This window comes from Candidatus Pelagibacter sp. Uisw_094 (assembly GCF_047729535.1).
GTDB lineage: Bacteria > Pseudomonadota > Alphaproteobacteria > Pelagibacterales > Pelagibacteraceae > Pelagibacter.
Window position 1 is genome coordinate 498310 of the sequence record NZ_CP159823.1, and the last position, 23697, is coordinate 522006.

Below are 23697 nucleotides of genomic sequence, written 5' to 3' on the forward strand. Positions count from 1 at the left end.
ATTGAATAAGAAAAACTACTTACTAGATTTAGATAATTCAAAAAAACCTTTTATAATCTACAAATCAGATGAGGGGTTTGATCTTTACACTGACTTTTCAAAAAAAATTATTTTAAACAATAACAACATCGAAAAATTCATTAACAAAAATACTAAATTAAAATCTATCGGTAAAGAAACAGACCTATTTATTGGTTTTTTTGGTTATGAAATACTAAATAACTTAATAGGCGTAAAAATAAAAAAACAAAAAACAATAAATTTTCCAAAAGGGATATTTTACAAACCTGAAACAAAAGTAAAACTTTCAAATAATCTGGAATATAAAAAAACTAGATCATCAGAGCCTAGTGGTTTGTTTAAAATAAATATTAATAAAAAATCGTATAAAGTAATATTTGATAAGTTTAAAAAGAAAATAAAATCTGGTGAAACATACCAGATTAAAATCTGCACTAAATATAGTAATAAATCTGAAATAGATGCTTTAGATTTTTTTGATAGGCTAGTAAAAAGTAATATGGCACCTGAAGCCTTTATGATTAAGGATAAAAATTATTCAATAATAAGCTGTTCACCTGAAAATTTGATAACAAAAAAAAATAATTTTATAACAACAAAGCCTATAGCAGGTACCTTAAAGAAAACTAAAAAGTTAAATAAGAATAAAGCCCTCACATTTTTTAGAAAAAACTTAAAAGAAACCAAAGAGCACAATATGATTGTTGATATGGAAAGAAATGATTTATCTAGAATTTGTAAACCAGGTTCAGTAAAAATTTTAAAGAAAAAGATAGTTGAGGAATACAAGGACCTTTATCACTACGTGAGTTTAATTGGAGGACAGCTCAAGAATAAAGTTACCTCATTAGAGATTATAAAAGCAATGATGCCGGGTGGATCAGTAATTGGATGTCCAAAAATTAGCACATTAAATTTATTAAATAAGCAGGAAAAACAAAGCAGAAATATTTACACAGGAAGTTTTGGTTACTTAAAGTTCAATGGAGATATGAGGTTCAATATTATTATTAGATCTATATTAAACTTTAAAGGTAAATCGGAGATTTCTGTAGCTTCAGGAGTGGTAATTGACAGTAATGCAGCTCATGAATTTAATGAAAACTATATTAAAGCAAAATCATTAATGGATCTTTATAAATGATATATATTATCGATCATCAAGACTCTTTTACTCACAATGTAGTTCATCAATTTGAAAATTTTGATGAAGTGGTTTGTACAAATTTTAACAAAATAAATGAAAATAAATTAAGAAAAGCAGATATTATTGTTTTTTCACCAGGCCCAGGTGCACCAAAAGATTATCCTTCTAGTTCAAAAATCTATAAAAAATACAAAGGTAAAAAAAAAATTATAGGCATTTGTCTTGGGTTTCAACAAATTCTGTATTGTGAAAATGGAAAAATAATTGAACAAAAGAAGATTTATCATGGTTTTCAATCTAAAATAAAAGTAACTAGCAAAAACTCATTATTCAAAAAAAATAGTCAATTCACTGTAGGTAGATATCACTCTCTAAAATTAAAAGAGCCATTTACTGCAAAAAATTTTGAAATTACAATGAGGTGTGCTATTTCAAATACAGCAATGACAATAGAAAATAATAAAGAAAAAGTATATGGCTTTCAATTTCACCCAGAATCTTTTTTAACTGAAAATGGTAACTTACTTATTAAAAAAATCTTATCAGCATAAAACTTATAAAGAGATTAATTTTAAAGATCTTTGGGGGGATAATGGTGTGTTCACTACGATGTGGATCTTTGGAAAACCTGCTAAAATACTTTTTTTTAGAAAACATATTAAAAATTTAATAAAGTCTTTAGAAACTTATAAATTAAACACCCTAAATCTTGAAAAAAATATTCTTAAATTAATCAAATCAAATATTGATAAAAAAAGATCTTATAATCATCTTCTTAGAGTTGCTGTGAATAAAAAGATAATATCAATTTCTTTAAGAAATAGAAAAACACCAAAATTAAATTTTAATTTAAAGCTTATTAGTCACAAGCGATTTGACCCTAAATTTAAAAATCTTAAATATAGATTTATATTAAAATATTTGTCTAAAATGGATAACACTACTTCTGACGTTGGTCTTTGTTACAAAAATATGATTTTAGAAAGTGGAACTTCAAATATGTTATTTATCAAAGGTGATAAAGTTTACTCTCCAATAAATAATATATACAAAGGTATTACCTATAATTTCTTTAATAAAAAATTAGGTAAGATTATTAAAAAGGATATATTGATTAAAACTTTATCTGATTATAATGAAATTCTTCTCATTGGTTCTGGAAAAGGTGTTGCATCAATAAAAAATATTAATGAAATTAAGTGGAAGAGAAAAAGTTTAAAATTTTATAAAATATTATCTAGTTTTTATAAAAACGAAGTTAACAAATGCTCTATTTATAGGTAAAATTATGTTTGATCCAAATAATCCCTGTTTATTTTGCAACTCCAAACAAAGTGGTTTAACTGCTGAAAATGAGTTGGCTTATGCCAGTTATGATACATATCCTGTGTCTGAATTTCATTGTTTAATTATTCCAAAGCGACATATTAAAGGTTATTTTGATTTAAATGATAATGAAGTGATCGCTTGCAATAACCTTATCAAACTAATTAAAGAGGAAATATTATTAAAAGATCCTTCAGTTAAAGGGTTTAATATTGGAGCAAATTCTGGTGCTATTGCCGGACAATCAATCCTGCACTGTCATATTCATTTAATTCCACGAAGAGAGGGTGATGTTGAAAACCCTCAAGGAGGAGTTAGGTCGGTTATCCCTCTAAAACAACATTATAAACGTAAAGCGTAAGTTGTATTTTTGATTGATAAATAGAGCGCCTAATAACGGTTGATCTATCATTTCAACTATACTAAAAACTCAAAATTAAGATTCAACAAAAATAGTTATAAAGGGTAATATTCTATATGATGTCAATTAGTCCATTTTCTGCCCTAGCAGAATTAATTTCTCCTTCTGTAATTCAAGGCTTTGTTTTTGCAATGTTAGCTCTAATCGTTATTGGAACAGTTGTTCAAATGATACATCATAAAAATGTTACTTATTTTTTCAATAATGCAAAAAAAGCAAAATTAGCTGCCGAAAGAGAACTTGGTGTTGGAGAAAAAACTTCAGTTATTTTAAAAACTGTAGTGCATGATATTGCAACTACTGCAGAGTTAGGTGTTGGTAAAAGAAGAGTTGCACACGTTATGGGAATGTATGGAACTATTTTATTTTGGGTTGCATCAGTCGTATTAGTTTTTGGCTACACTGGGACAGGAACTGCTGTACCAACAATCTGGCCTATGATTTGGCATGTTGGAGCAATAATGACTTGTGTGGGTGGATACTGGTTTTGGTTATTTTTAAGAGTGGATGTATTAGCAGAAGCTCATCCATGGTACAGAATTATTAAAGCAGACTTGTTTGTCCTAGCACTTCTTGCATGTGCAACTACTGGACTTGCTTGGTCTTATTTTCAATCCTCAGGATCAACTGGATTAGGATATATATTTTTAGTTTTATTTATTACCTCAAACATTGTTTTATTTGGGGGAGTTTATTGGTCAAAATTTGCACACATGATTTACAAGCCTGGTGCAGCAATCCAAAAAAACTTAGCAGAAGCAGATGGGTCAAGAGACAATCTTCCACCATTAGCTGATGCACCAAAACAATTTGGACTAGGAATTAAAAGAGAACAACCAAAACACTATTAAAAAGAGAGAGGTAATATAATATGTCAACTTTTGTATACATGACGAGATGTGATGGATGTGGTCACTGTGTGGATATTTGTCCATCAGATATAATGCACATCGATGAAAATATTAGAAGAGCAGTAAATATTGAGCCAAACTTTTGTTGGGAATGTTATTCTTGTGTAAAAGCTTGTCCTAATCATGCAATTGATGTTCGCGGTTATGCTGATTTTGCTCCTATGGGTCATAGTGTTAGAGTTAGACGTGAAGAAGAGAAAGGAACTATCTCTTGGAAAATTAAATTTAGAAACGGAACTACAAAAGATTTTGTATCTCCAATTACAACAAAGCCTTGGGGAAAATTTATTCCAAAATTAGCAGAAGGTGAAAAACCTAATGATGATGAGATTAACTCTCAAATGCTTTACACTGAGCCTAATGGTTTAAATATTGATGGTAAATTACCATCAGTACCAAAAGACACCTTTAAAAAAGGAGTTTACTACTAATGGCTAAACATAAAACACATTTTGAGGATTGCGATGTTCTAGTTGTTGGTGGTGGTATGGCTGGAACTGGTGCTACTTTTGAAGCTAGACACTGGGGAAGAGACATGAAGATTATTTGTGTTGAAAAAGCTAATATTGATAGAAGTGGAGCAGTTGCTCAAGGTTTATATGCAATTAACTGTTACATGGGTATGCAGTGGGGTGAAAACCAACCTGAAGATCATGTAAGATATGCGCGTAATGATTTAATGGGAATGGTTAGAGAAGATTTAGGTTACGATATGGCTCGTCACGTTGATTCAACTGTTCATATGTTTGATGAATGGGGCTTACCAATGATGAAAAATGAAAAAACAGGTCGTTACCTTAGAGAAGGTAAATGGCAGATTATGATTCATGGTGAAAGTTACAAGCCAATCGTTGCAGAGGCTGCAAAAAAATCAGCTGACAAAATTTATAATAGAATAATGATTACTCATCTTTTAATGGATGAGGCTCAAGAAAATAGAGTAGGTGGAGCCGTTGGTTTTAATATGAGAACTGGTGACTTCCATGTATTTAGATCAAAAACTGTAATTGTTGCAGCAGGTGGAGCTTCTCATATTTTCAAACCAAGAGCAGTTGGTGAAGGAATGGGAAGAACTTGGTATGCGCCATGGAGTAATGGTTCTGCTTATGCATTACCTATTGCTGTTGGAGCTAAAATGACACAAATGGAGAATAGAATTGTGTTATGTAGATTTAAAGATGGATATGGTCCAGTTGGAGCATACTTCTTGCACCTTAAAACATATACTCAAAATGCAAATGGAGAGAACTATGAGAAGAAATGGTATGATCAAACTAAAGAATTAGTTGGTGAATACATTGATCACCATCCAACTCCTACATGTTTAAGAAACCACGCATTTATTCAAGAAACTATCGCAGGTGGCGGACCCATTCACATGGTAACTACTGAAGCTTTCCAAGATCCACATTTAGAAACTGTCGGTTGGGAAAATTTCCTTGGTATGACTGTTGGTCAAGCTGTTGTTTGGGCTTCTCAAAATATTGATCCTAAATACACAAATCCTGAACTGACTACATCTGAACCTTATGTCATGGGTTCTCATGCAACTTGTTCTGGAGCTTGGGTTAGTGGGCCTGAAGATTTATCTCCACCAGAATATTTCTGGGGTTATAACAGAATGTTAACAATTGATGGTCTTTTTGGTGCAGGTGATACTGTAGGTGGAAGTGCCCATAAATTTTCCTCAGGATCATTTACTGAAGGTCGTTTAGCTGCAAAAGCTGCTGTAAAATATATTGAGGATAAAAAAGCAGAGGGCATTAAAGTTACAGATAAGCAGTGTGAAGACTTTAAAACTGCTATATTTAAACCTCTTGAGACTTATCAAGTAGCTCAAAATGAAATTACAGGTGGAACAGTTTCACCTAGTTACATTTCACCTATTCAAGGTCTTCAACGTCTACAAAGAATTATGGACGAATATGTTGGAGGAATTGCAACTAACTACATGACTAATGGTAATATGCTTAAAAGAGGCTTAGAATTACTTGCTTGGTTAGAAGAAGATTTAGAAAAAGTAGGTGCTGAAGATTTACACCAACTTATGAGAGCTTGGGAATTAAAACACAGAGCTTTAACTTCTCAATGTGTAACTGAACACACTATGTTCCGTGAAGAAACACGTTGGCCTGGTTACTATTACAGAGGTGATCATATGAAACTTGATGATGATAATTGGCATTGCCTAACAGTTTCTAGACGTGATCCAAAAACTGGGAAATTTTCATTAGAAAAAGTGCCGGTTTATCACATAGTTGACGAGAACGAGAAGAGAAAAGCTTCTTAGAACAGTTAAACTTAAATTATGAATCTTTTAGAGAAATCTGATGATGAGATTATAGAAATTGCTAATCCAATTTGGAATAATCTTGTTAAAACCTCAAATATGAAAGATTATGGTGGGTTCACTAAAGATTTTGGAACTCAAATGTTATTTGGAGCAAATGAAGTAGAACTTGGAAAGCAGTGGGCTAACAACAAGTTGTTAACTAGTTTATCTGAGGATTATGAGGCATTTGGATGTCTTAGAAGAGGTTTGAACATCACTGTATTATTTAAACAAAAGAGTAAAGAAATTGAAGGTGAGTTCCTTGGAAGATTGGTCCTTGGTGTTGAAGGGGATGATGTTAAAGTCTTTGGAGCAACAATCTACTAGTAAAAAAAATCACTTTATAATAACTATTTATTTGACAAATAATTAACTGGGTGTATTGACGGTTGTAATGTCAATTTCCAACATAAAAGTATTAAAAAAAATTTTAGATTTTAAAGTAACTATCATCAAAACAGGCATCTTTGTTAGTCTAGCTGCTTATTGGGGTATTATTTTAGTTGGAACTTTTATCACATTTAATTAAGTTGTTTTTTAATAACTGTTAATTTTTTATGGATGTTTTTCTACCAATAGCTCAAGTATTTGTTAATCCTATTGAGATACTTTTATTGAGTGCAATCGTTGGAGTGCTTTCAGGTTTATTTGGTGTTGGTGGTGGTTTTTTAATGACCCCATTCTTAATTTTTTTAGGCGTACCACCTGCATATGCTGTTGCAAATGAAGCTAACAATATTCTTGCAACATCAGTATCAGGATCAACAACCCATTATTTAAAAAATACTTTAGATTATAAAATGGGTCTTATGATTGTTATTGGTGGAACAATTGGAACTGCATTAGGTATTTATACTTTTACATATTTTAAAGGTATTGGAAAAATTGATACAGTTATTTCTTTAGCCTATATGTATATACTTGCAATAATTGGTACATTAATGTTAGTCGAAAGTCTTGGAGAAATAGATAGAGCAAAAAGAAACCTTATAGTTAAAAAAAAATTACACGTTCATTATTGGATACATGGTCTTCCGCTAAGAATGAGATTTCCAAAATCAAAATTATACGAAAGTATATTTACCCCAATTATAATTGGTTTATTTGTAGGATTTATTGCTGCTATAATGGGTATAGGAGGTGCTTTTATATTGGTACCTGCAATGATTTATATAATTAAAATGCCAACAAAATTAGTTCCTGGAACTTCTTTGTTTGTAACAATTTTTGTGAGTGTCATAGTTACTTTTTTACATTCATTTAATTTTGGATCGATAGATTTAATGCTAGTGGTTATGCTAGTTGTTGGATCAATCATAGGAGTTCAAGTAGGACAAAAACTTGGTGAAAAAATTGATAGTTCTGGATTAAAAGCTTTATTGGCAATTTTATTATTAATAGTTGGAATAGCTATTGCTTATGAAACTTTTTTTGCTGAGCAAATTGAGAAAGAAATAATACAAGTACTAACTTCAGATTTAAATTTTTTCTCACTATTTATTTTAGAATTTTCAGAAGATATGCCATTTTTTTATGGATTGTTTTCCATTATGTTTGCAATTCTTTTAGGAGTTGTAGCTGCACTTATTAGGCGTATTTTTTCTAATTTTAAAAAAAAGATGTTACTGAAGAAGTCTTAGTTTAAGAAATTAATATAGAATTCTATACTTAAAATACTAACTAAGCCTACTGTAGCCATTCCTATAAATCCTACCAAAAATGGTTTGTAACCCATACTTTTAAGATCTTTCAGATTTGTTGATAAACCAATAGCAGCCATTGCCATTGTTAAGAATATTTTTGATGACGATTTAATAGTATCAACTGTTTCTAACCATAAATTATTATAAGTATTTAAAAAAAATTGATCTCCAATATTCCTTAAAATTATCATAGCCACAAAACCTAGTACAAAATATGGGAAAATAGCAAATATTGAGTAATCTTTTTTAACAATATTGTTTCTATTATAAAGAAATGCAAATAGTGGAATCATTATAACCAAAAATGTATTTCTTATTAATTTTGTTACTGTCGCCACATTTAATGTTTCTGGACTATTAAATTGTTGATCATAAATAAGTCCAGCTGCAGCTACTTGTGATGTTTCATGAATAGATGTACCTAAAAATAAACCAACAAATATTGGTTCTGCATCAAAGTAATAATTAGCAAAATATGGATATATAAGCATCGATAATATTCCAAATAATGTAATGTTAGCAACTGCGTAAGAAACTTCATTTTTTTTTGCACCTATAATTGGAGCAGTCGCCATAATTGCTGTTGTTCCACAAACTGTACTACCAATAGATATTAAGTAAGCCATTCTTGTTGGGATTTTTAGTTTTTTAATCAACAGCTTAATCACAACTAATACACTTATAATACAGACAATAATTAATGGTATAGCAACTGAACCAAATTCTAAAAATTCAAATGGCTTTAATTGAATTCCTAAACAAATTATTCCAAGTTTAAGAATATAATTTTGTGTAAAATTTAAACCTTCGATAAAGTTTTTTCTCATTTGAAATATATTTCCAAAAAACATCCCAATTAAAATCGCAATCATAGCTGTTGATATTGGACTTTTTTCATATCCTAAAAGTTCAATTCCAATAATATTATTAAATCCTTGAGATAAAGTGTAGAGAACAAACGCTAAAATAATACCTGGTACAATAACCAGGTATTTTTTAAATGGCATTAATTAATATTAGATGGGTTTTATGCACTTCTATAGAGCTTAGTCATAACAAATTCTTTATGACCTAAAGCTTCAGCGCAAGTTAATCTACCGTTAGCAACTCTAATCATTGATTTGATTAATTCATCACCAGCTTCAGACATAGTCATCTCGCGTGATAAAATTTTAGATACATCACAATCAATATGTTCACCCATACCTTTTACAGTAAGTGGATTAGCAGTTAATTTTACAACTGGTTCGATAGGGTTACCTACGATATTACCTTGACCTGTAGGGAATAAGTGAATGTTAAATCCAGCTGCTGCTTGAAGTGTAATACACTCAGCTGCTGCAGATGAAGTATCCATAAAGTATAAACCTTTTCCTTTAGTAGGCTCTTCTGCTGGCTCTAATACATCAATAAATTTACAATTTCCAATTTTTTGGAAGTTTCCAAATGCTTTTTCTTCAATTGTTGTTAATCCACCTGCAATATTACCAGCTGTTGGTTGACTATCAGAAAGATCATCTGTTGCTTCTTTTAGAATAAAATCGTTGTAATCACTCCATGTTTTCATGAATTTCTCAGAAGCTTCTGGAGTTGCACCACGTGTAGCACAAACTTTTTCAGCACCAGTTAATTCTGAAGTTTCACCAAAACATAAATGAACCCCTAATGGCTCTAATTTATCCATTAAGTTTCCAACTGTTGGGTTAGCAGCAAGACCTGATGTTGTATCAGATTCACCACATTTAACTGAAATCCATAAATCACTTAAAGGACATTCTTCTCTTTGTTTTTCAGAAGCCCACATTGCAAATTCTTGAGCTTTTTTAGAAGCCTTCATAATTGTTCCTATGTCACCAGTTCTTTCAATGTGAAATCCTTCAACTGGTTTTCCAGTTTTAGCAATCTCATCAACAATTCTTTTTGTCCACTTAGGCTCAATACCAATAACAATTACAGCAGCAACGTTAGGGTTTTTTCCAGTCCCAATCATTGTTCTAAAATGTAGATCTAAGTCAGCACCAAATTGAAGTCTTCCATAAGAGTGAGGAAGGGCCATCGTACCTTTAATATTATTTGCTACAGCTTCAGCACAAGCATTTGAGATATCATCTACAGGTAAGATAATTACGTGGTTTCTAGTACCAACTCTGCCATTTTCTCTTTTATAACCTAAAAAACTTTTTGGAATTTCCATATTTTTTACCACTTCTTCGTTTTTACATTGTGAACATGAACATGCTCACCTTTTTTGATTGATTTAACTACTTTTCCAATATCATGACCATATTTTAAAATAGTATCACCTTCATTAAGGTCAATCATTGCAATTTTATGTCCTAATTGAATTTCATCTACTGATTGAATTTGAATTGTTTTATCATTTTCCATAATCCAGCATGCGCAATCTTGTTTTGGAGTGATTTTATCAATAACAACTACCCCTACGTTGTCTTTTTCATCGTGAATAATAATGTCTGTAGCCATAATTGTGTCGATTTGTTTGTTTGAAATTTTTTAATTCTTATATATTAATCTTTAAAATTAACAATTTATTTATAGATTTTTTAACAACTTAAGCAGAAAGGCCTAATTATTATGACTAAAATGACAACAGAAGAAGCTTTTGTAAAAGTTTTACAAATGCATGGAATAGAACACGCATTCGGAATTATTGGTTCAGCCTTTATGCCAATATCGGATATTTTTCCTGATGCTGGAATAACCTTTTGGGATGTTGCTCATGAAACAAACGGTGGATTAATTGCAGATGGTTACACAAGATCTACTGGTAAAATGTCAATGGTCATTGCTCAAAACGGCCCTGGAATTACAGGACTTGTTACTCCTATTAAAACTGCATACTGGAACCACACACCACTATTATTAGTAACACCTCAAGCTGCTAATAAAACTATGGGTCAAGGTGGTTTCCAAGAAGTAGAACAAATGAATTTATTTAAAGATATGGTTTGCTACCAAGAAGAAGTTAGAGATGCTTCAAGAATGGCAGAAGTATTAAATAGAGTAATTGAAAAAGCAATCAGAGGATCTGCTCCTGCACAAATAAATGTTCCAAGAGATTATTGGACACAAGTAATTGATATTGACCTTCCCCCAATTGTTAGACTTGAAAGACAAGCAGGTGGAGTTGATGCAATTAAAAAAGCAGCTGACTTATTATCAAACGCTAAATTTCCAGTAATATTATCTGGTGCTGGTGTTGTTATTGGTGGAGCGATTGAAGATTGTAAAAAATTAGCTGAAAAATTAGATGCCCCAGTTTGCTCAGGGTATCAACATAATGATAGTTTTCCAGGAAGTCATCCATTAGCAGCTGGACCTTTAGGGTATAATGGATCAAAAGCTGGAATGGAATTAATTAGCAAAGCAGATGTTGTTCTTGCACTTGGTACAAGATTAAATCCTTTCTCAACTCTACCTGGTTACGGAATGGATTACTGGCCGAAAGATGCAAGTATTATTCAGGTTGATATGAATTCAGATAGAATTGGTTTAACCAAAAAAGTTTCTGTTGGTATTTGTGGTGATGCAAAATTAGTATCTCAACAAATTTTAGCTCAACTTTCTCCAACGGCGGGAGATACTAATAGAGAAGAGAGAAAAAATATAATTCACCAAACTAAATCTGCTTGGTTACAAGAGTTATCAAGTTTAGATCATGAAGATGATGATGAAGGTACAGTTTGGAATGCAGAAGCTAGAAAAAGAGATGCAGATAGAATGTCTCCTAGAGAAGCTTGGAGAGGAATTCAAGCAGGAATGCCTGATGATGTAATCATATCAAGCGACATTGGTAACAACTGTGCAATTGGAAATGCTTATCCTACATTTGAAAAAGGTAGAAAATATTTAGCACCAGGATTATTTGGTCCTTGTGGTTATGGTTTTCCATCGATTCTAGGAGCAAAAATTGGATGTCCTGATACACCGGTAATTGGTTTTGCAGGTGATGGTGCATTTGGTATCAGCATGAACGAAATGAGTTCAGTGGCAAGACCTGAATGGCCAGCAATTTCAATGGTAATTTTTAGAAACTACCAGTGGGGAGCTGAAAAAAGAAATACTACTTTATGGTTTGATGATAACTTCGTTGGAACAGAACTTGATCCAGAATTAAGTTATGCAAAAGTTGCTGATGCTTGTGGATTAAAAGGCGTTACTGTTCGAACTATGGAAGAAACTACCGCTGCTATCAAGCAATCATGTGAAGATCAAAAGAAAGGAATTACAACTTTTATTGAGGTAATTCTTAACCAAGAATTGGGTGAACCTTTCAGAAGAGATGCCATGAAAAGACCGGTTAAAGTTGCGGGGATTAATAAAGAAGACATGATCAAGCAACCTTCTCTAGTTTCATAAATAGTTTTAATATCAAATAAAATACCATAATATTCTATTATGGTTATTTATGATGCTATAATAATTGGTGCAGGCTTTTCAGGTATTTATCAATTACATAGCTTAAGAGATAAATTAAAACTTAACACTCTAGTAATTGAGTCAGGTAAGGACTTAGGTGGTACTTGGTATTGGAATAGATATCCAGGAGCCAGATGTGATTCAGAAAGTCACACTTACAACTTTACATTTTCAAAAGAAATATTTGAAAATTGGTCATGGCCTGAAAGGTACTCAAAACAAGACGTCATATTAGAATATTTAAACTACGTTGTTGAAAAATTAAGTTTAAAAAAAGATATGCTTTTTGATAATAAAGTTATTAAAGCACATTTCGATGAGAAAAGTAATTTATGGAACATCAAAACTAATAAAGATAAAACTTTTTTATGTAAATATTTAATTAGTGCCGTTGGCTGTTTATCAGCAGCTAATATTCCAAAAATAAATGGTTTAAGTAAATTTAAAGGTAAATGGTACCATACAGGAAAATGGCCTCATTCTGGTGTAGATTTTAAAAATAAAAGAGTTGCACAAATTGGTGTTGGTTCTACAGGAATACAGTTAGCACCTGAGATAGCCAAATCAGCAAAGAAGCTTTCAATTTTTCAAAGATCACCAAATTTTAGTATTCCAGCAAGAAATGAAATTGTTAATGATAAATATAAGAAAAAGATAAAAGATAACTATCAAGAAATTAGAGATTTAATTAAGTCAACACCAACTGGTCATGCTTTTCAATTTTCAAGTCAATCCGCTTTGGATGTCAGTAATGAAGATAGAAAAAAAATTTATGAAAATGGGTGGCAAAAAGGTGGTTTGGGTTTTCGTGGTCTTTTTAAGGATATAACAACAAATTTGGATGCCAATAAAACAGTAGTTAATTTTATTAAAGAAAAAGTAGAAGCAAGAATGCAAAACAAAGATTATGCCAAAGTTGTAACAGACTTTAATTATCCATTTGCTACTAGAAGACCGACATTAAATACAGATTATTATGAAACTTTTAATAAAGATAATGTTGAATTAATTGATATTTCAAAAGATTTAATAAAAGAAATTACTAAAACTGGGATTAGCACTTTAAATAATAATTATGAATTCGATATAATTGTATTTGCAACAGGGTATGACGCTATTACTGGTGCATTATTATCAATAGATATGGTGGGTAAAAATAATATCAAACTTAGTGAATTATGGAAAAATGGTCCATTAACTTATCTTGGGCTTCAAGTACCAGGTTTTCCAAATTTTTTTACGATTACCGGACCAGGAAGCCCTTCTGTGTTAACTAATGTTCCAATGGCTATTGAACAACATGTTGAATTTATAACTGATTGTATTTCACACATGGAGAAAAATAATCTTAAAACAATTGAAACAAATGATGAATCCTCTTTAAAATGGAGGGCAATAATTGATAAAGCTGTTAATGAAACATTAATACCAGAGTCAAAAAGTTCATGGTTATATGGGGGTAACATTGAGGGAAAAGCTCAAGTTTTCATGCCTTATCCATCTGGTCTTCCAAAGTATAAAAAATTTTGTGAGGATATTGTTTTAAAAAACTATGAAGGTTTTAATTTTACTAACAATTAAAACTATTCAATGATTATGAATAAGATTGATTTAAAAGATAAAGTTGCAGCAGTAAAGGGTGCTGTTTATGACCTTACAGGTGGAAGAGCAAGATACTAAAAATATGAAGATAGTTAACGACTTAGGGTGTAGTTGGATTAATGACCTTGATAAAAGATCTAGTATAAAAAATTTAGATAAAAATAAATCCTGTGATTGGTTAATTATTGGCGCTGGTTACACAGGTTTATCTGCTGCTAGAAAATTATCAGAACTCCACCCAAATCAAAAAATTATTCTTGTTGATGCACAATTAGCAGGAGAGGGTGCAAGTGGAAGGAACTCAGGATATTTAGTCGATACTACTCTAAATGACGGTTTTACTTCAAATAAAGAACTTTCTAATTATAAAAAGAAGACTGACATTTATAAATTAGGAATTGATGTTGTTAAAAAATTTATTAAAGAGCATCAAGTTGATTGTGATTTGAATGAAAGTGGAAAATATTTTGCCTCATCAAATGAAAAAGATAGAAAGATATTAGAAAATTTTAGTAAAACTTTATTAAAATTAAACTTTGAACACAATATTTTAGAAAAAAATGATTTAGGTAAAAGATTAGGTACAAATTTTTATAACTTAGCACTTTATACTAAAGGTGGGATTTTATTGCATCCTGGAAAACTCGTTAGAGCAATGGTTGACACTTTACCAGATAATGTTGAACTGCTTGAAAATTCGCAGCTCTATGAATGGGCAAAAAATACCGATACAATTATTTGTAAATTTAATAATCATAAGATAATTACTAAAAAGATTATTTTTTGTACTAACGGTTTTTTAAAATCACTTGGTATAAAAGATAATTATAATTTTCCCTTAACTTTAACTGCAAGTATGACAAGACCATTAACTGATATGGAATATAAATCTATTGGCGAACCTAAAGAGTGGGGTGTACTACCTGTTAGACCAATGGGTGCAACCATTAGAATGACAAAAGACAAAAGAATTTTAATTAGAAACACTGCTGAAGTTCATAGCCCTTTTAAAATGTCTAAATCAGATTTAGATAAAAGATCTTTTAATCAAAAACTTGGAATTAAAAAAAGATTTCCAAGTTTATCAGATGATATTATTGAATCTAGTTGGTCTGGGATTGTATCTAGAACAAGAAATAGTTCACAAATTTTTGATAAAATTGATAACAACGTCTTTGTAGCAGGTTGCTATAATGGCTCTGGTATTGGAGTTGGAACTTTATTTGGTGAACAGATAGCAATTAAAGCAAGCAATCAAAATAGTGAAGAAATTAATATAATAGAATCTAGAAGTAAGCCTACTTGGCTTCCACCACAGCCATTTTTAAATATTGGAGTTAAAACAAGATTAATGTTTGAGAGGTTTAGATCTCGATCTGATGTTTAATTATTGATTTCTTATAAGTGGATAAACTTTAGGGCTTAAATACTTATAATTAGTAATCATAATTAAGATTAACGTAGCAAGTCCAATCCCAATAGTTACCTGCAAAAATATTGATAAATCGAACTTCCAAGTGATTTGAAAAATATTTTCAATGATAAATTGCGAACCTATGACCGCAAAAAACAAAGCTATTAGAATTATGGACGTGAATATAATAAAAAACTCAATTATTGAAGAAAGTATAACCTCAACTTTGGAAAAACCTAGAATTTTGAATATTAGGTTTTGAAATTCCTTAATTTTACCCTGAACTATAATTGCACTTGATATAACAATTAAACCAATGACTATAGTAATTGCTGAAATAACAGTTACAGCAATAAATACCTTGTTTAATAGATCTGTTACTTTCTCCAGGTAATCAGTGATTTTTATAATAGAAAGACTCGGCATTTTATCTAGTAAAGCAGTTTCATTAAAATTTTCTAAATTTTTAAATTTTGAAGTAGCCAAATATTCGTGAGGTATATTTTTTGCAAATTGAGGGTTTAATAACATTGCAAAATTAATGGTAAAGTCTCTGTAGTCTACTAACCTAAAGTTTACAATCTCACCTTCAATTTCACGACCATAAATATTTAGAGTAAAAATATCACCAATTTTAATATTAAAATCTTTAGCAATTTTGCTATCGAGTGAAATTTGAAGTTTATCAGGTCTATCTAAATCCCACCACTTGCCCTCTACAATTGGGTTATCTTTTAAAACTTTATCAGCCCAAGAAGACCTTCTGTCATTTCTAATCACCCAGTGGCTATCATTGCTTGAATCGATATAAGTATTTGGATCTATTCCATTAATTTTTAGAATGCCCGTTGAAACCATGGGTACAATTTCAAGGTTAGCTTCTTTATCCATATCAAAAATTAAATCTTCAAATATTTGTCTTTCATCACTTTGAATACCAATAAAAAAATAATCAGGTGCAAGTTCCGGTATAGATTTTGCAATTTCTCTTTTAAAATTTGAACCTACAAAAGCTAAAGTTAATAATAAGGTGACGCCTAAACCTAAGGACATAATAGTTATAGGAGTAATACTTTTAGTTTGAGTAATATTTTTAACTGATACTTTAATTGAAATATTTGGGTGCTCTTTAAGTCCTTTAAATAATTTAATGATCAAATTTGATAATAAATAAAAAACTAATAGACAAACAAAGAAAGCTCCAAAATAACCCAAGCTATAAATGGGTCGAGCTGAACCAATGGTAAATAAAGAAATTAAAATTGACAATAATAATAGACTTAAAACGATTGATTTTTTTGAATAATAAAATTGAAGGTTTTGAAATACATTTCTAAACAAGTTTGATGCCTTAACTTGATCAATTGCATTAATAGTTGGTATAGAAAATATGATTAATACTAATAAACCTACCGAAAAAACTTTGAAATAATTAAGAATAGAAAAACTACCTTCAATATTTAATCCAAGACCAGCTGATAAATACACATCAACAATAGGGACTAGAAAGAAACTAAAAGAGTACGCAACAGTTGATATTATGAATAATAGAATGAGTAATTGTAGATAGTAGACTATTTTAACATCTTTTGAGAAAAAGCCTAAAGATTTCTTAACTGCTATAGACATATTATTCTGATTAATGAATGAAAGTAGAGTGTTAGCAATTCCAATTCCAGCAATTAACATTGCACTAATTGATACAAGAGACAAAAACTGAGAGAAATTATCAATTATTCTCTTTAAAGGACCGTCAGATTTTTCGTGATATCTAAGTCTAACCTTTTTTTCATCTTTGAATAATTGCTCAATTTTTTTAGATAAAGCCTTTGGATTATCTCCGTCATTAAATCTTACTTTATATTCGTAGTTTAAAAAGCTGCCTAAGTTGTTAAGTTTTAATAGTTCTAATGTTTGTTTTCCAGCTAAAGCAAAGTCACCAAATACAAAAGCACCTCCAATATCAGGTACCGATTTTACGATACCAATTACTGTAAAGAGTTTGTCTTGAACTTTGATTTTATCATTTATTTCCAAATTAAGATTTTTAAAGATATTTTCATTAACAAGGATTGTATTTTCTGTAGTTTGTAATTTTTCAAATGCGCCACTTGGCTCATAGCCTACTTTGCCAAATAATGGATAATTTTGATCTACTGTTTTAATTCTAGAAAATATTGATTTATTTTTAGTTTGATTGGTAGTTGAGATCATGGTGCTAAACTCAACCATTTGCGAAACGGTAGCAAATTCTTTAACTTGGTTAATTAATTCTAAGTTGCCAACATTACGATTATAATCAATTTCAATATCTCCACCTAAAAGTGCTCTTGAATTATTATTTAATTCTTTATTTAAACTATCTTCAATTGTGAAAATTGCACTTAAGATAAATAAACTGATAAAAAGTGTTAAAATAATACTAGAAATTTTTTTATAATTTCTACTCAAGTCTCTTAAGGCATATATCAAGGTTAACTTGTACTCTGAAAGCTTAGACAATTTTTCCATCTTTGATTTTAATTTTTCTTTTTGCTTTATTTGCAAGTTTTGGGTCATGAGTGACCATAATTAAAGATGATTTTTCTTCCTTAATATATTTAAATAAAATATCCGCAATCATTTGAGAATTTTCACTGTCTAAATTTCCCGTAGGCTCATCTGCTAAAATTAGTTTAGGTTTCATGGCTATAGCTCTTGCAATTGCTACACGTTGCTGCTCACCACCTGAAAGTTGACTTGGTAAATTATTAAACCTATTTTTTAACCCAAATCGATCCAACAACTCTTTGGCTCTTTCATTAGGGTTTTTTAAATTATTTAACTCTAAGGTTAGGGCAACATTTTCAACGGCTGTATAATTTGGAATAAGATAGAAAGATTGAAAAACTATACCTATATTTTTTCTTCTAATTTTAGAAACTTCATCTTCGCTCATTTTAGATATTTCTTGATCCTCAAAAAATATCCTACCAGAGGTTGCTTTCTCTAGTCCCCCAGCAAGCATGATTAAGCTAGTCTTTCCAGACCCACTTTCACCAACTATTGAAATAGACTCATTTTTTTTAGTCTCTAAATTAATATTCTTTAAAACCTTGATAGTATCATTACCAGTTTGGTATTTAAGATTAACGTTTTTTAGCTTAAGAAGACTATCCATGATTAAAAGATTTATTATTAAAATTATTGCCTTCTGTCTAGTGAGCATAAACGCCAATGCTATAGAAAACGTTATCTTATTTGGTGATAGCTTAATGGCTGGCTATGGTCTTCCACAGGAAAAACATTTAGCCATTGTTCTTCAAAACAATCTTAATGATAGCAGTTATAATCTTGAGGTTATTGATGGAAGTGTATCTGGTAGCACATCTGCTGGTGGATTAAACCGTGTAGAGTGGTCTTTATCTCAACCTGATATTGATTTAATGATCTTAGGATTGGGTGCTAACGATATGTTAAGAGGAATAAGTCCCATTGAGACTGAAAAAAATTTAGAAAAAATTATTCAAACAGCAAAACTAAGAAATATAGAAATAATTTTAGCAGGAATGATTGCTCCAACAACTCATGGAATTAGTTATAAAAAAAAGTTTGATAATATTTATCCAAGTTTAGCTAAAAAATATGAACTAAATTTAATACCTTTTTTATTAGAGGGTGTAGCTTTAAAACCTGAGCTTAATCAAGATGACGGTATGCACCCAAATGAAAAAGGAACTATAATTATAAGTGATACACTTACAAAAAGTATCATCAGTTTTATAAAAAAATAGTATATCGTGATCAAATGTTTTTAAATACAAAACTACAATCTAGAGAGAAACCAATAAAAGTTGCCTTCATTGGATGTGGAAAATTTGTAAGCATGTTTCTTGCTCAATACAATCAATTACAAAAAATTACTATTGATACTATCGTTGATATTAATATTGATAACGCCAAAAAAAATTGTCTTAAGAGCGGTTTAATTACAGAGACAGTAAACAAAATAAACTTTGTTACTTCTTTAGATGAGGCAATTGATAGAGATGTTGAAGTTTTTATAGAAGCTACTGGAAATCCAATCATTGGAACAGTTCATGCTGTAAAGATTATTAAAAACAAGAGACACGTTATATTGGTAAATGTTGAAGCTGATGTTACTTGTGGAAAATACCTTGCTGATCTTGCAAAAGAAAACAATGTTATTTGTTCAATGGCTTATGGTGATCAACCTTCATTAATTATGGAGCAGATTGAATGGGCTCAGTTAAATGGTTTTTCTGTAGTTTGTGCAGGAAAAGGAACGAAGTACCACCCAGATTTTGAATACTCAACACCAGACACGGTTTGGGGTCACTACGGTTTAAGTAAAGAACGTGCTGAAATTGAATCTGGTATGAATCCTAAAATGTTTAATAGTTTTCTTTGTGGTGATAAATCTGCAATTGAAATGTGTGCTGTAAGTAATGCATCAAACTTAAAATGCCCAAGTAATGGATTAACTTTTCCACCAATTGGAGTTTATGATATTGCTAAAAAATTAATTCCAAAAGAAGAAGGGGGCTTAATTGATTATGAAGGTCAAGTAGAGGTGATATCCAGTATTGATTTAAATCAAAAAGATATTCCAAATAATCTTAGATGGGGAGTTTACATAGTAATTAAAGCTCAAAATCAATATGTTAAAAATTGCTTTAAAGATTACGGAATGGTCACTGACGTGTCTGGCAGTTATTCAGCTATATGGAGACCATATCATTATATTGGTTTAGAACTTGCTCAATCAATATATGCAATTGCACTTGATCAAAAAGCAACAGGACAAACTGTAAATTACAATGCAGACGTTGCAGCTTATGCAAAAAAATATTTAAAAGTAGGAGATCGATTAGACGGTGAGGGTGGTTTTTGTGCTAGAGGGAAATTAATTACTTCTAAAAAATCTAAACAAGAAAACATATTGCCGTTAGGCCTTACTGATAACGCTGTGTTAAAAAAAGACATAAATAAAGATGAAGTTATAAAAATTGATGATGTTGAGTTAAATTTACCTAAAGAGGTAATTGAAGCTAGAGATTATCAGTACAATTTAATATAAAAGGTTAATAAAATTATCTTATGAAAACATACAATATTGCATCAATAGCAGGAGATGGAATAGGAAAAGAAGTTGTCCCAGTAGCACAAAAAGTTTTAAAAAAAATTTCAGAACAACATCAATTTAAATTAATAATTGATGAATTTGATTTTTCATCGTGTGATTTCTACGAGAAACATGGAAAAATGCTTCCAGATGATTGGAAGGAAAAAATTGAAAAACATGATGCTATTTTCTTTGGTGCCGTCGGTATGCCGGAGCGATATCCAGATCACATAACTTTATGGGGTTCATTAATAAAATTTAGAAGAGAATTTGATCAATACATCAATCTAAGACCAGTAAAATTATTTCCAGGAGTTAAATCGCCATTAGCAGACAAAACACCCGGTGATATTGATATGATTATTGTTAGAGAAAATACAGAAGGAGAATATTCATCTGTTGGTGGTAGAATGTATGAGGGAACGGAACGAGAAATAGTTCTTCAAGAAACAATAATGTCCAAGCATGGTATTGATAGAGTGCAAAAATTTGCTTTTGAAATAGCAAAATCACGAAAAAGAAAAAAATTAACTAGCGCAACAAAATCAAATGGTATTTCAATTACAATGCCATATTGGGATGAAAGATTTAATGCTAATAAAAAAGATTACACTGATGTTGAAACTGATCAATTTCATATTGATATTTTAGCTGCAAGATTTGTTTTAAACCCTGAATGGTTTGATGTTGTTGTAGCATCAAATTTATTTGGAGATATTTTATCTGATTTAGGGCCAGCTTGTACTGGTACTATTGGTATTGCTCCATCGGCAAATATTAATCCTGAGAAAAAATTTCCATCTTTATTTGAACCCGTTCATGGGTCAGCCCCTGATATTGCGGGCAAAGGTATAGCAAATCCTATAGGGCAAATTTGGTCTGGTGCTTTAATGTTAGATTATCTTGGCGAGAAAGAAGCGGCTAATGCAATCATGTCTTCAATAGAAAAAACATTATTAGATAAAAAAAATAGAACAAAAGATTTGAGTGGAGAAAGTAATACACTTGAATGTGCGCAAGCTGTATTAGATAATTTATAATTAAGTAAAATGATTAAAATAATTCCAAATAAAAAAGATATTGGAGCTGAAATCATTTGTGATCTAATAAAACTTTCAAATCTAGATTTTAAAAAAATAAAATCAGCACTTAATAGATATGGTGTTATATATTTTAAAAAACAAAATTTAACATCGAACTCTTATATTAAGTTTGCAAAAAATTTTGGCAAATTAGCAAATTATCCAAGGTTAAAAGGTTTAAGTAAAAAATATCCTCAAATTACAGTAGTTCAAAGAAAATCTTCAGATAAAGGACCTAGTTTTGGTGAACAATTTCATACAGACTCAATTTACACAAATAAACCACCAAGGTTTACTATGTTGTTTTCTAAACTTGTTCCAAAAAAAGGTGCTGCTAATACCGAATTTTGTTCTCAATATTTGGCTTTTAAAAATTTACCAACAAACATTAAAAAGAAATTAAAATTAGTGAAAGGTGTTTACTCATCAGAAGGTCCAATATCAATTACCACTAAAGAAAGAGTTAAAGAAAAAGGAAAAAAAATTAATGAGTTAGTAGCTGTTCATAAAATTTTCAAAAAAATAAATTTAAATTATACAATTTATTGTAGCCCAGGACATTTCATGGGTTTTAAACCAAAAATTAAAGATCAATTAAAATTAAAGAAATTTTTATCAAAACATCAAATTAAGAAAAAATTTCAATATTCATTAGAATGGGAAAAAAACCAATTAGCAATTTGGGATAATAGATCTATGCTTCATCAAGCAACTCCGTTTAAAGGTAATAGAATAATGCACAGAATAACAATCCACTAATCAAATCAGTTTATAAAGTTACAGAATATTAGTATAATTTTATCTATAATCTGACTTTTTCAGATTGTGTAAATCTGGTAAAGCCCAACATTTACCGCATCACCTAGACACACAATACGCACAATGATAGGTTTTATTAAACTAATTATATGAGTAATTCACAAAATATAAAAAAAATTAACACATTGATAGTGGGAGCAGGCCAAGCTGGTCTTGCAATGAGTGAACATCTATCAAACCATTCAGTAGAACATCTAATTTTAGAAAAAAATCGTATTGTAGAAAGTTGGCGATCTTGCAGATGGGACTCTCTTGTGGCAAATGGACCTGCCTGGCATGATCGATTTCCAACTTTAGATTTTGATGATCATTCACCTAACTATTTCCCTCAAAAAGACGTTGTAGTTTCTTATTTTGAAAAATTTGCAAAAAAAATTAATGCTCCAATTAGATGCAATGTAAATGTTGAAGAAGTTTTAAGAGATAACAGTACTCAAAAATATATAGTTAAAACTTCAGAGGGAAATATTGATGCTGATAATATTGTAGTTGCCACAGGTGCTTTTCAGAAACCTATTATTCCATCCATAGTTCCTAATAATATTGATATAACTCAAATTCATTCTCAATTTTACAAAAACCCACATCAATTTAAAGAGGGAGCTGTTTTAGTTGTTGGATCTGGCTCTTCAGGATCACAAATTGCTCAAGAAATAATGCTATCTGGTAGTAAGGTTTTTTTATCCATAGGTCCACATAATAGACCACCAAGAAGATATCGAGGAAAAGACAATGTATGGTGGTTTGGAGCTTTAGGAGTTTGGCAAAAAAAAACTCCCGATCCAAATACTCAACATGTAACAATTGCAGTTAGTGGTTATGATGGGGGTAAAACTATAGATTTTAGAAAATTTGCAAATCAAGGAATGTCCTTAGTGGGATTAACTAAAAATTATGAAAATGGAAAATTATACTTTGAAAATGATTTAAAAATTAATTTGGATATAGGTGATCAAAGCTATTTATCTGTTTTAAAACAGGCAGATGAACATATTGAGAAGAATAATCTAGATTTTCCTGAAGAACATGATGCAAAAAATATTAAACCAGATCCTGATTGTGTAATTAACCCAATATTAGAAATAGATCTTAATAAAGAAAATATAAAAACAATTATTTGGGCAACTGGGTATCAATATGATTTTAGTTGGCTGAAAGTAGATGCTTTTGATAAACAGGGTAAACCAAATCATTACAAAGGGGTAGCAAAAGTTGACGGGGTGTATTTTATAGGCTTACCTTGGTTATCTATGAGAGGATCATCATTTATTTGGGGTGTTTGGCAAGATGCTAAGTATTTAGCTGAACAAATTGTTAAAAAAAATAATATATTAAGTTAAATAATTAAAAGTAA

General features: G+C 30.5%; 23 protein-coding genes. 18 read left to right on the forward strand and 5 right to left on the reverse strand.

Going from position 1 to position 23697, the window contains the following annotated elements:
* Position 1 precedes the first annotated feature (1 nt).
* The 10 genes from ABXT72_RS02640 to ABXT72_RS02685 all read left to right on the forward strand — a co-directional run bounded on the left by ABXT72_RS02640 (position 2) and on the right by ABXT72_RS02685 (position 7798).
* Complete coding sequence (locus tag ABXT72_RS02640) at positions 2 to 1165, forward strand: chorismate-binding protein (RefSeq protein ID WP_415278886.1); 1164 nt, start codon at positions 2 to 4, stop codon at positions 1163 to 1165.
* A complete protein-coding gene (locus ABXT72_RS02645) occupies positions 1162 to 1719 on the forward strand; it encodes an aminodeoxychorismate/anthranilate synthase component II (protein ID WP_415278888.1) in 558 nt (185 codons plus the stop codon). Before ABXT72_RS02640 ends, ABXT72_RS02645 begins: the two co-directional genes overlap by 4 nt.
* Positions 1682 to 2452 carry an aminotransferase class IV gene (locus ABXT72_RS02650; protein ID WP_415278890.1) on the forward strand — a complete coding sequence of 257 codons (771 nt, stop codon included), beginning with the start codon at positions 1682 to 1684 and terminating at the stop codon, positions 2450 to 2452. Before ABXT72_RS02645 ends, ABXT72_RS02650 begins: the two co-directional genes overlap by 38 nt.
* Before the next feature lie 4 nt (positions 2453 to 2456).
* Positions 2457 to 2855 carry an HIT family protein gene (locus ABXT72_RS02655; RefSeq protein WP_415278892.1) on the forward strand — a complete coding sequence of 133 codons (399 nt, stop codon included), beginning with the start codon at positions 2457 to 2459 and terminating at the stop codon, positions 2853 to 2855.
* A 116-nt stretch (positions 2856 to 2971) separates the two neighbouring features.
* Positions 2972 to 3766 carry an adenylyl-sulfate reductase gene (locus ABXT72_RS02660; RefSeq protein ID WP_415278894.1) on the forward strand — a complete coding sequence of 265 codons (795 nt, stop codon included), beginning with the start codon at positions 2972 to 2974 and terminating at the stop codon, positions 3764 to 3766.
* Positions 3767 to 3786: 20 nt separating this feature from the next.
* Entirely contained in the window at positions 3787 to 4257 is a 471-nt protein-coding gene (aprB, locus tag ABXT72_RS02665) for an adenylyl-sulfate reductase subunit beta (protein WP_415278896.1), read from the forward strand.
* A complete protein-coding gene (gene aprA, locus ABXT72_RS02670; RefSeq protein WP_271493016.1) occupies positions 4257 to 6116 on the forward strand; it encodes an adenylyl-sulfate reductase subunit alpha in 1860 nt (619 codons plus the stop codon). The genes aprB and aprA overlap by 1 nt, the downstream gene beginning before the upstream one ends.
* Positions 6117 to 6134: 18 nt before the next feature.
* Positions 6135 to 6485: a hypothetical protein gene (locus tag ABXT72_RS02675; RefSeq protein ID WP_415278898.1), complete on the forward strand. Its 351-nt coding sequence runs from the start codon at positions 6135 to 6137 to the stop codon at positions 6483 to 6485.
* Positions 6486 to 6552: 67 nt separating this feature from the next.
* Positions 6553 to 6687, forward strand: a complete 135-nt coding sequence (locus ABXT72_RS02680) for a hypothetical protein (RefSeq protein ID WP_415278899.1) — start codon at positions 6553 to 6555, stop codon at positions 6685 to 6687.
* A 28-nt stretch (positions 6688 to 6715) separates the two neighbouring features.
* Entirely contained in the window at positions 6716 to 7798 is a 1083-nt protein-coding gene (locus ABXT72_RS02685; RefSeq protein WP_415278900.1) for a sulfite exporter TauE/SafE family protein, read from the forward strand.
* On the opposite strand, the gene ABXT72_RS02690 is transcribed toward ABXT72_RS02685, so the two are convergent.
* From ABXT72_RS02690 to ABXT72_RS02700, 3 genes are read right to left on the reverse strand one after another with little or no spacing between them, the layout of a single operon-like run.
* Entirely contained in the window at positions 7795 to 8868 is a 1074-nt protein-coding gene (locus ABXT72_RS02690; protein WP_415278901.1) for a YeiH family protein, read from the reverse strand. The genes ABXT72_RS02685 and ABXT72_RS02690 overlap by 4 nt on opposite strands.
* A 20-nt stretch (positions 8869 to 8888) precedes the next feature.
* A complete protein-coding gene (locus ABXT72_RS02695) occupies positions 8889 to 10055 on the reverse strand; it encodes a UxaA family hydrolase (RefSeq protein WP_415278902.1) in 1167 nt (388 codons plus the stop codon).
* Positions 10056 to 10060: 5 nt separating this feature from the next.
* A complete protein-coding gene (locus ABXT72_RS02700; protein WP_415278903.1) occupies positions 10061 to 10345 on the reverse strand; it encodes a UxaA family hydrolase in 285 nt (94 codons plus the stop codon).
* A 111-nt stretch (positions 10346 to 10456) separates the two neighbouring features.
* Here ABXT72_RS02700 and xsc point away from each other — a divergent pair, with 111 nt between their 5' ends.
* The 3 genes from xsc (at position 10457) to ABXT72_RS02715 (ending at position 15290) form a co-directional block, all read left to right on the forward strand.
* Positions 10457 to 12241, forward strand: coding sequence for a sulfoacetaldehyde acetyltransferase (xsc, locus tag ABXT72_RS02705; protein ID WP_415278904.1), 1785 nt, complete (start codon positions 10457 to 10459; stop codon positions 12239 to 12241).
* 39 nt (positions 12242 to 12280) lie between these two features.
* Positions 12281 to 13882, forward strand: a complete 1602-nt coding sequence (locus ABXT72_RS02710; protein WP_415278906.1) for a flavin-containing monooxygenase — start codon at positions 12281 to 12283, stop codon at positions 13880 to 13882.
* A gap of 103 nt (positions 13883 to 13985) precedes the next feature.
* Positions 13986 to 15290: an NAD(P)/FAD-dependent oxidoreductase gene (locus ABXT72_RS02715; protein ID WP_415278908.1), complete on the forward strand. Its 1305-nt coding sequence runs from the start codon at positions 13986 to 13988 to the stop codon at positions 15288 to 15290.
* On the opposite strand, the gene ABXT72_RS02720 is transcribed toward ABXT72_RS02715, so the two are convergent.
* Both ABXT72_RS02720 and ABXT72_RS02725 read right to left on the reverse strand, forming a co-directional pair.
* Positions 15291 to 17876 (reverse strand): ABC transporter permease, encoded by a 2586-nt coding sequence (locus ABXT72_RS02720; protein WP_415278910.1) that lies wholly within the window; start codon positions 17874 to 17876, stop codon positions 15291 to 15293.
* On the reverse strand, positions 17812 to 18477 hold the full coding sequence (locus ABXT72_RS02725; RefSeq protein WP_415278912.1) for an ABC transporter ATP-binding protein: 666 nt from the start codon (positions 18475 to 18477) through the stop codon (positions 17812 to 17814). Before ABXT72_RS02725 ends, ABXT72_RS02720 begins: the two co-directional genes overlap by 65 nt.
* On the opposite strand from ABXT72_RS02725, the gene ABXT72_RS02730 reads away from it, so the two are divergent.
* The 5 genes from ABXT72_RS02730 (at position 18476) to ABXT72_RS02750 (ending at position 23683) form a co-directional block, all read left to right on the forward strand.
* Entirely contained in the window at positions 18476 to 19090 is a 615-nt protein-coding gene (locus tag ABXT72_RS02730; RefSeq protein ID WP_415278914.1) for an arylesterase, read from the forward strand. The genes ABXT72_RS02725 and ABXT72_RS02730 overlap by 2 nt on opposite strands.
* Positions 19091 to 19104: 14 nt before the next feature.
* Complete coding sequence (locus ABXT72_RS02735) at positions 19105 to 20397, forward strand: NAD(P)H-dependent oxidoreductase (RefSeq protein WP_415278915.1); 1293 nt, start codon at positions 19105 to 19107, stop codon at positions 20395 to 20397.
* Positions 20398 to 20417: 20 nt separating this feature from the next.
* Positions 20418 to 21482, forward strand: a complete 1065-nt coding sequence (locus ABXT72_RS02740; protein WP_415278917.1) for a tartrate dehydrogenase — start codon at positions 20418 to 20420, stop codon at positions 21480 to 21482.
* 9 nt (positions 21483 to 21491) lie between these two features.
* Positions 21492 to 22283: a TauD/TfdA dioxygenase family protein gene (locus ABXT72_RS02745; RefSeq protein ID WP_415278919.1), complete on the forward strand. Its 792-nt coding sequence runs from the start codon at positions 21492 to 21494 to the stop codon at positions 22281 to 22283.
* Between the two features lie 149 nt (positions 22284 to 22432).
* Positions 22433 to 23683 (forward strand): flavin-containing monooxygenase, encoded by a 1251-nt coding sequence (locus tag ABXT72_RS02750; RefSeq protein WP_415278920.1) that lies wholly within the window; start codon positions 22433 to 22435, stop codon positions 23681 to 23683.
* Positions 23684 to 23697: the final 14 nt, after the last annotated feature.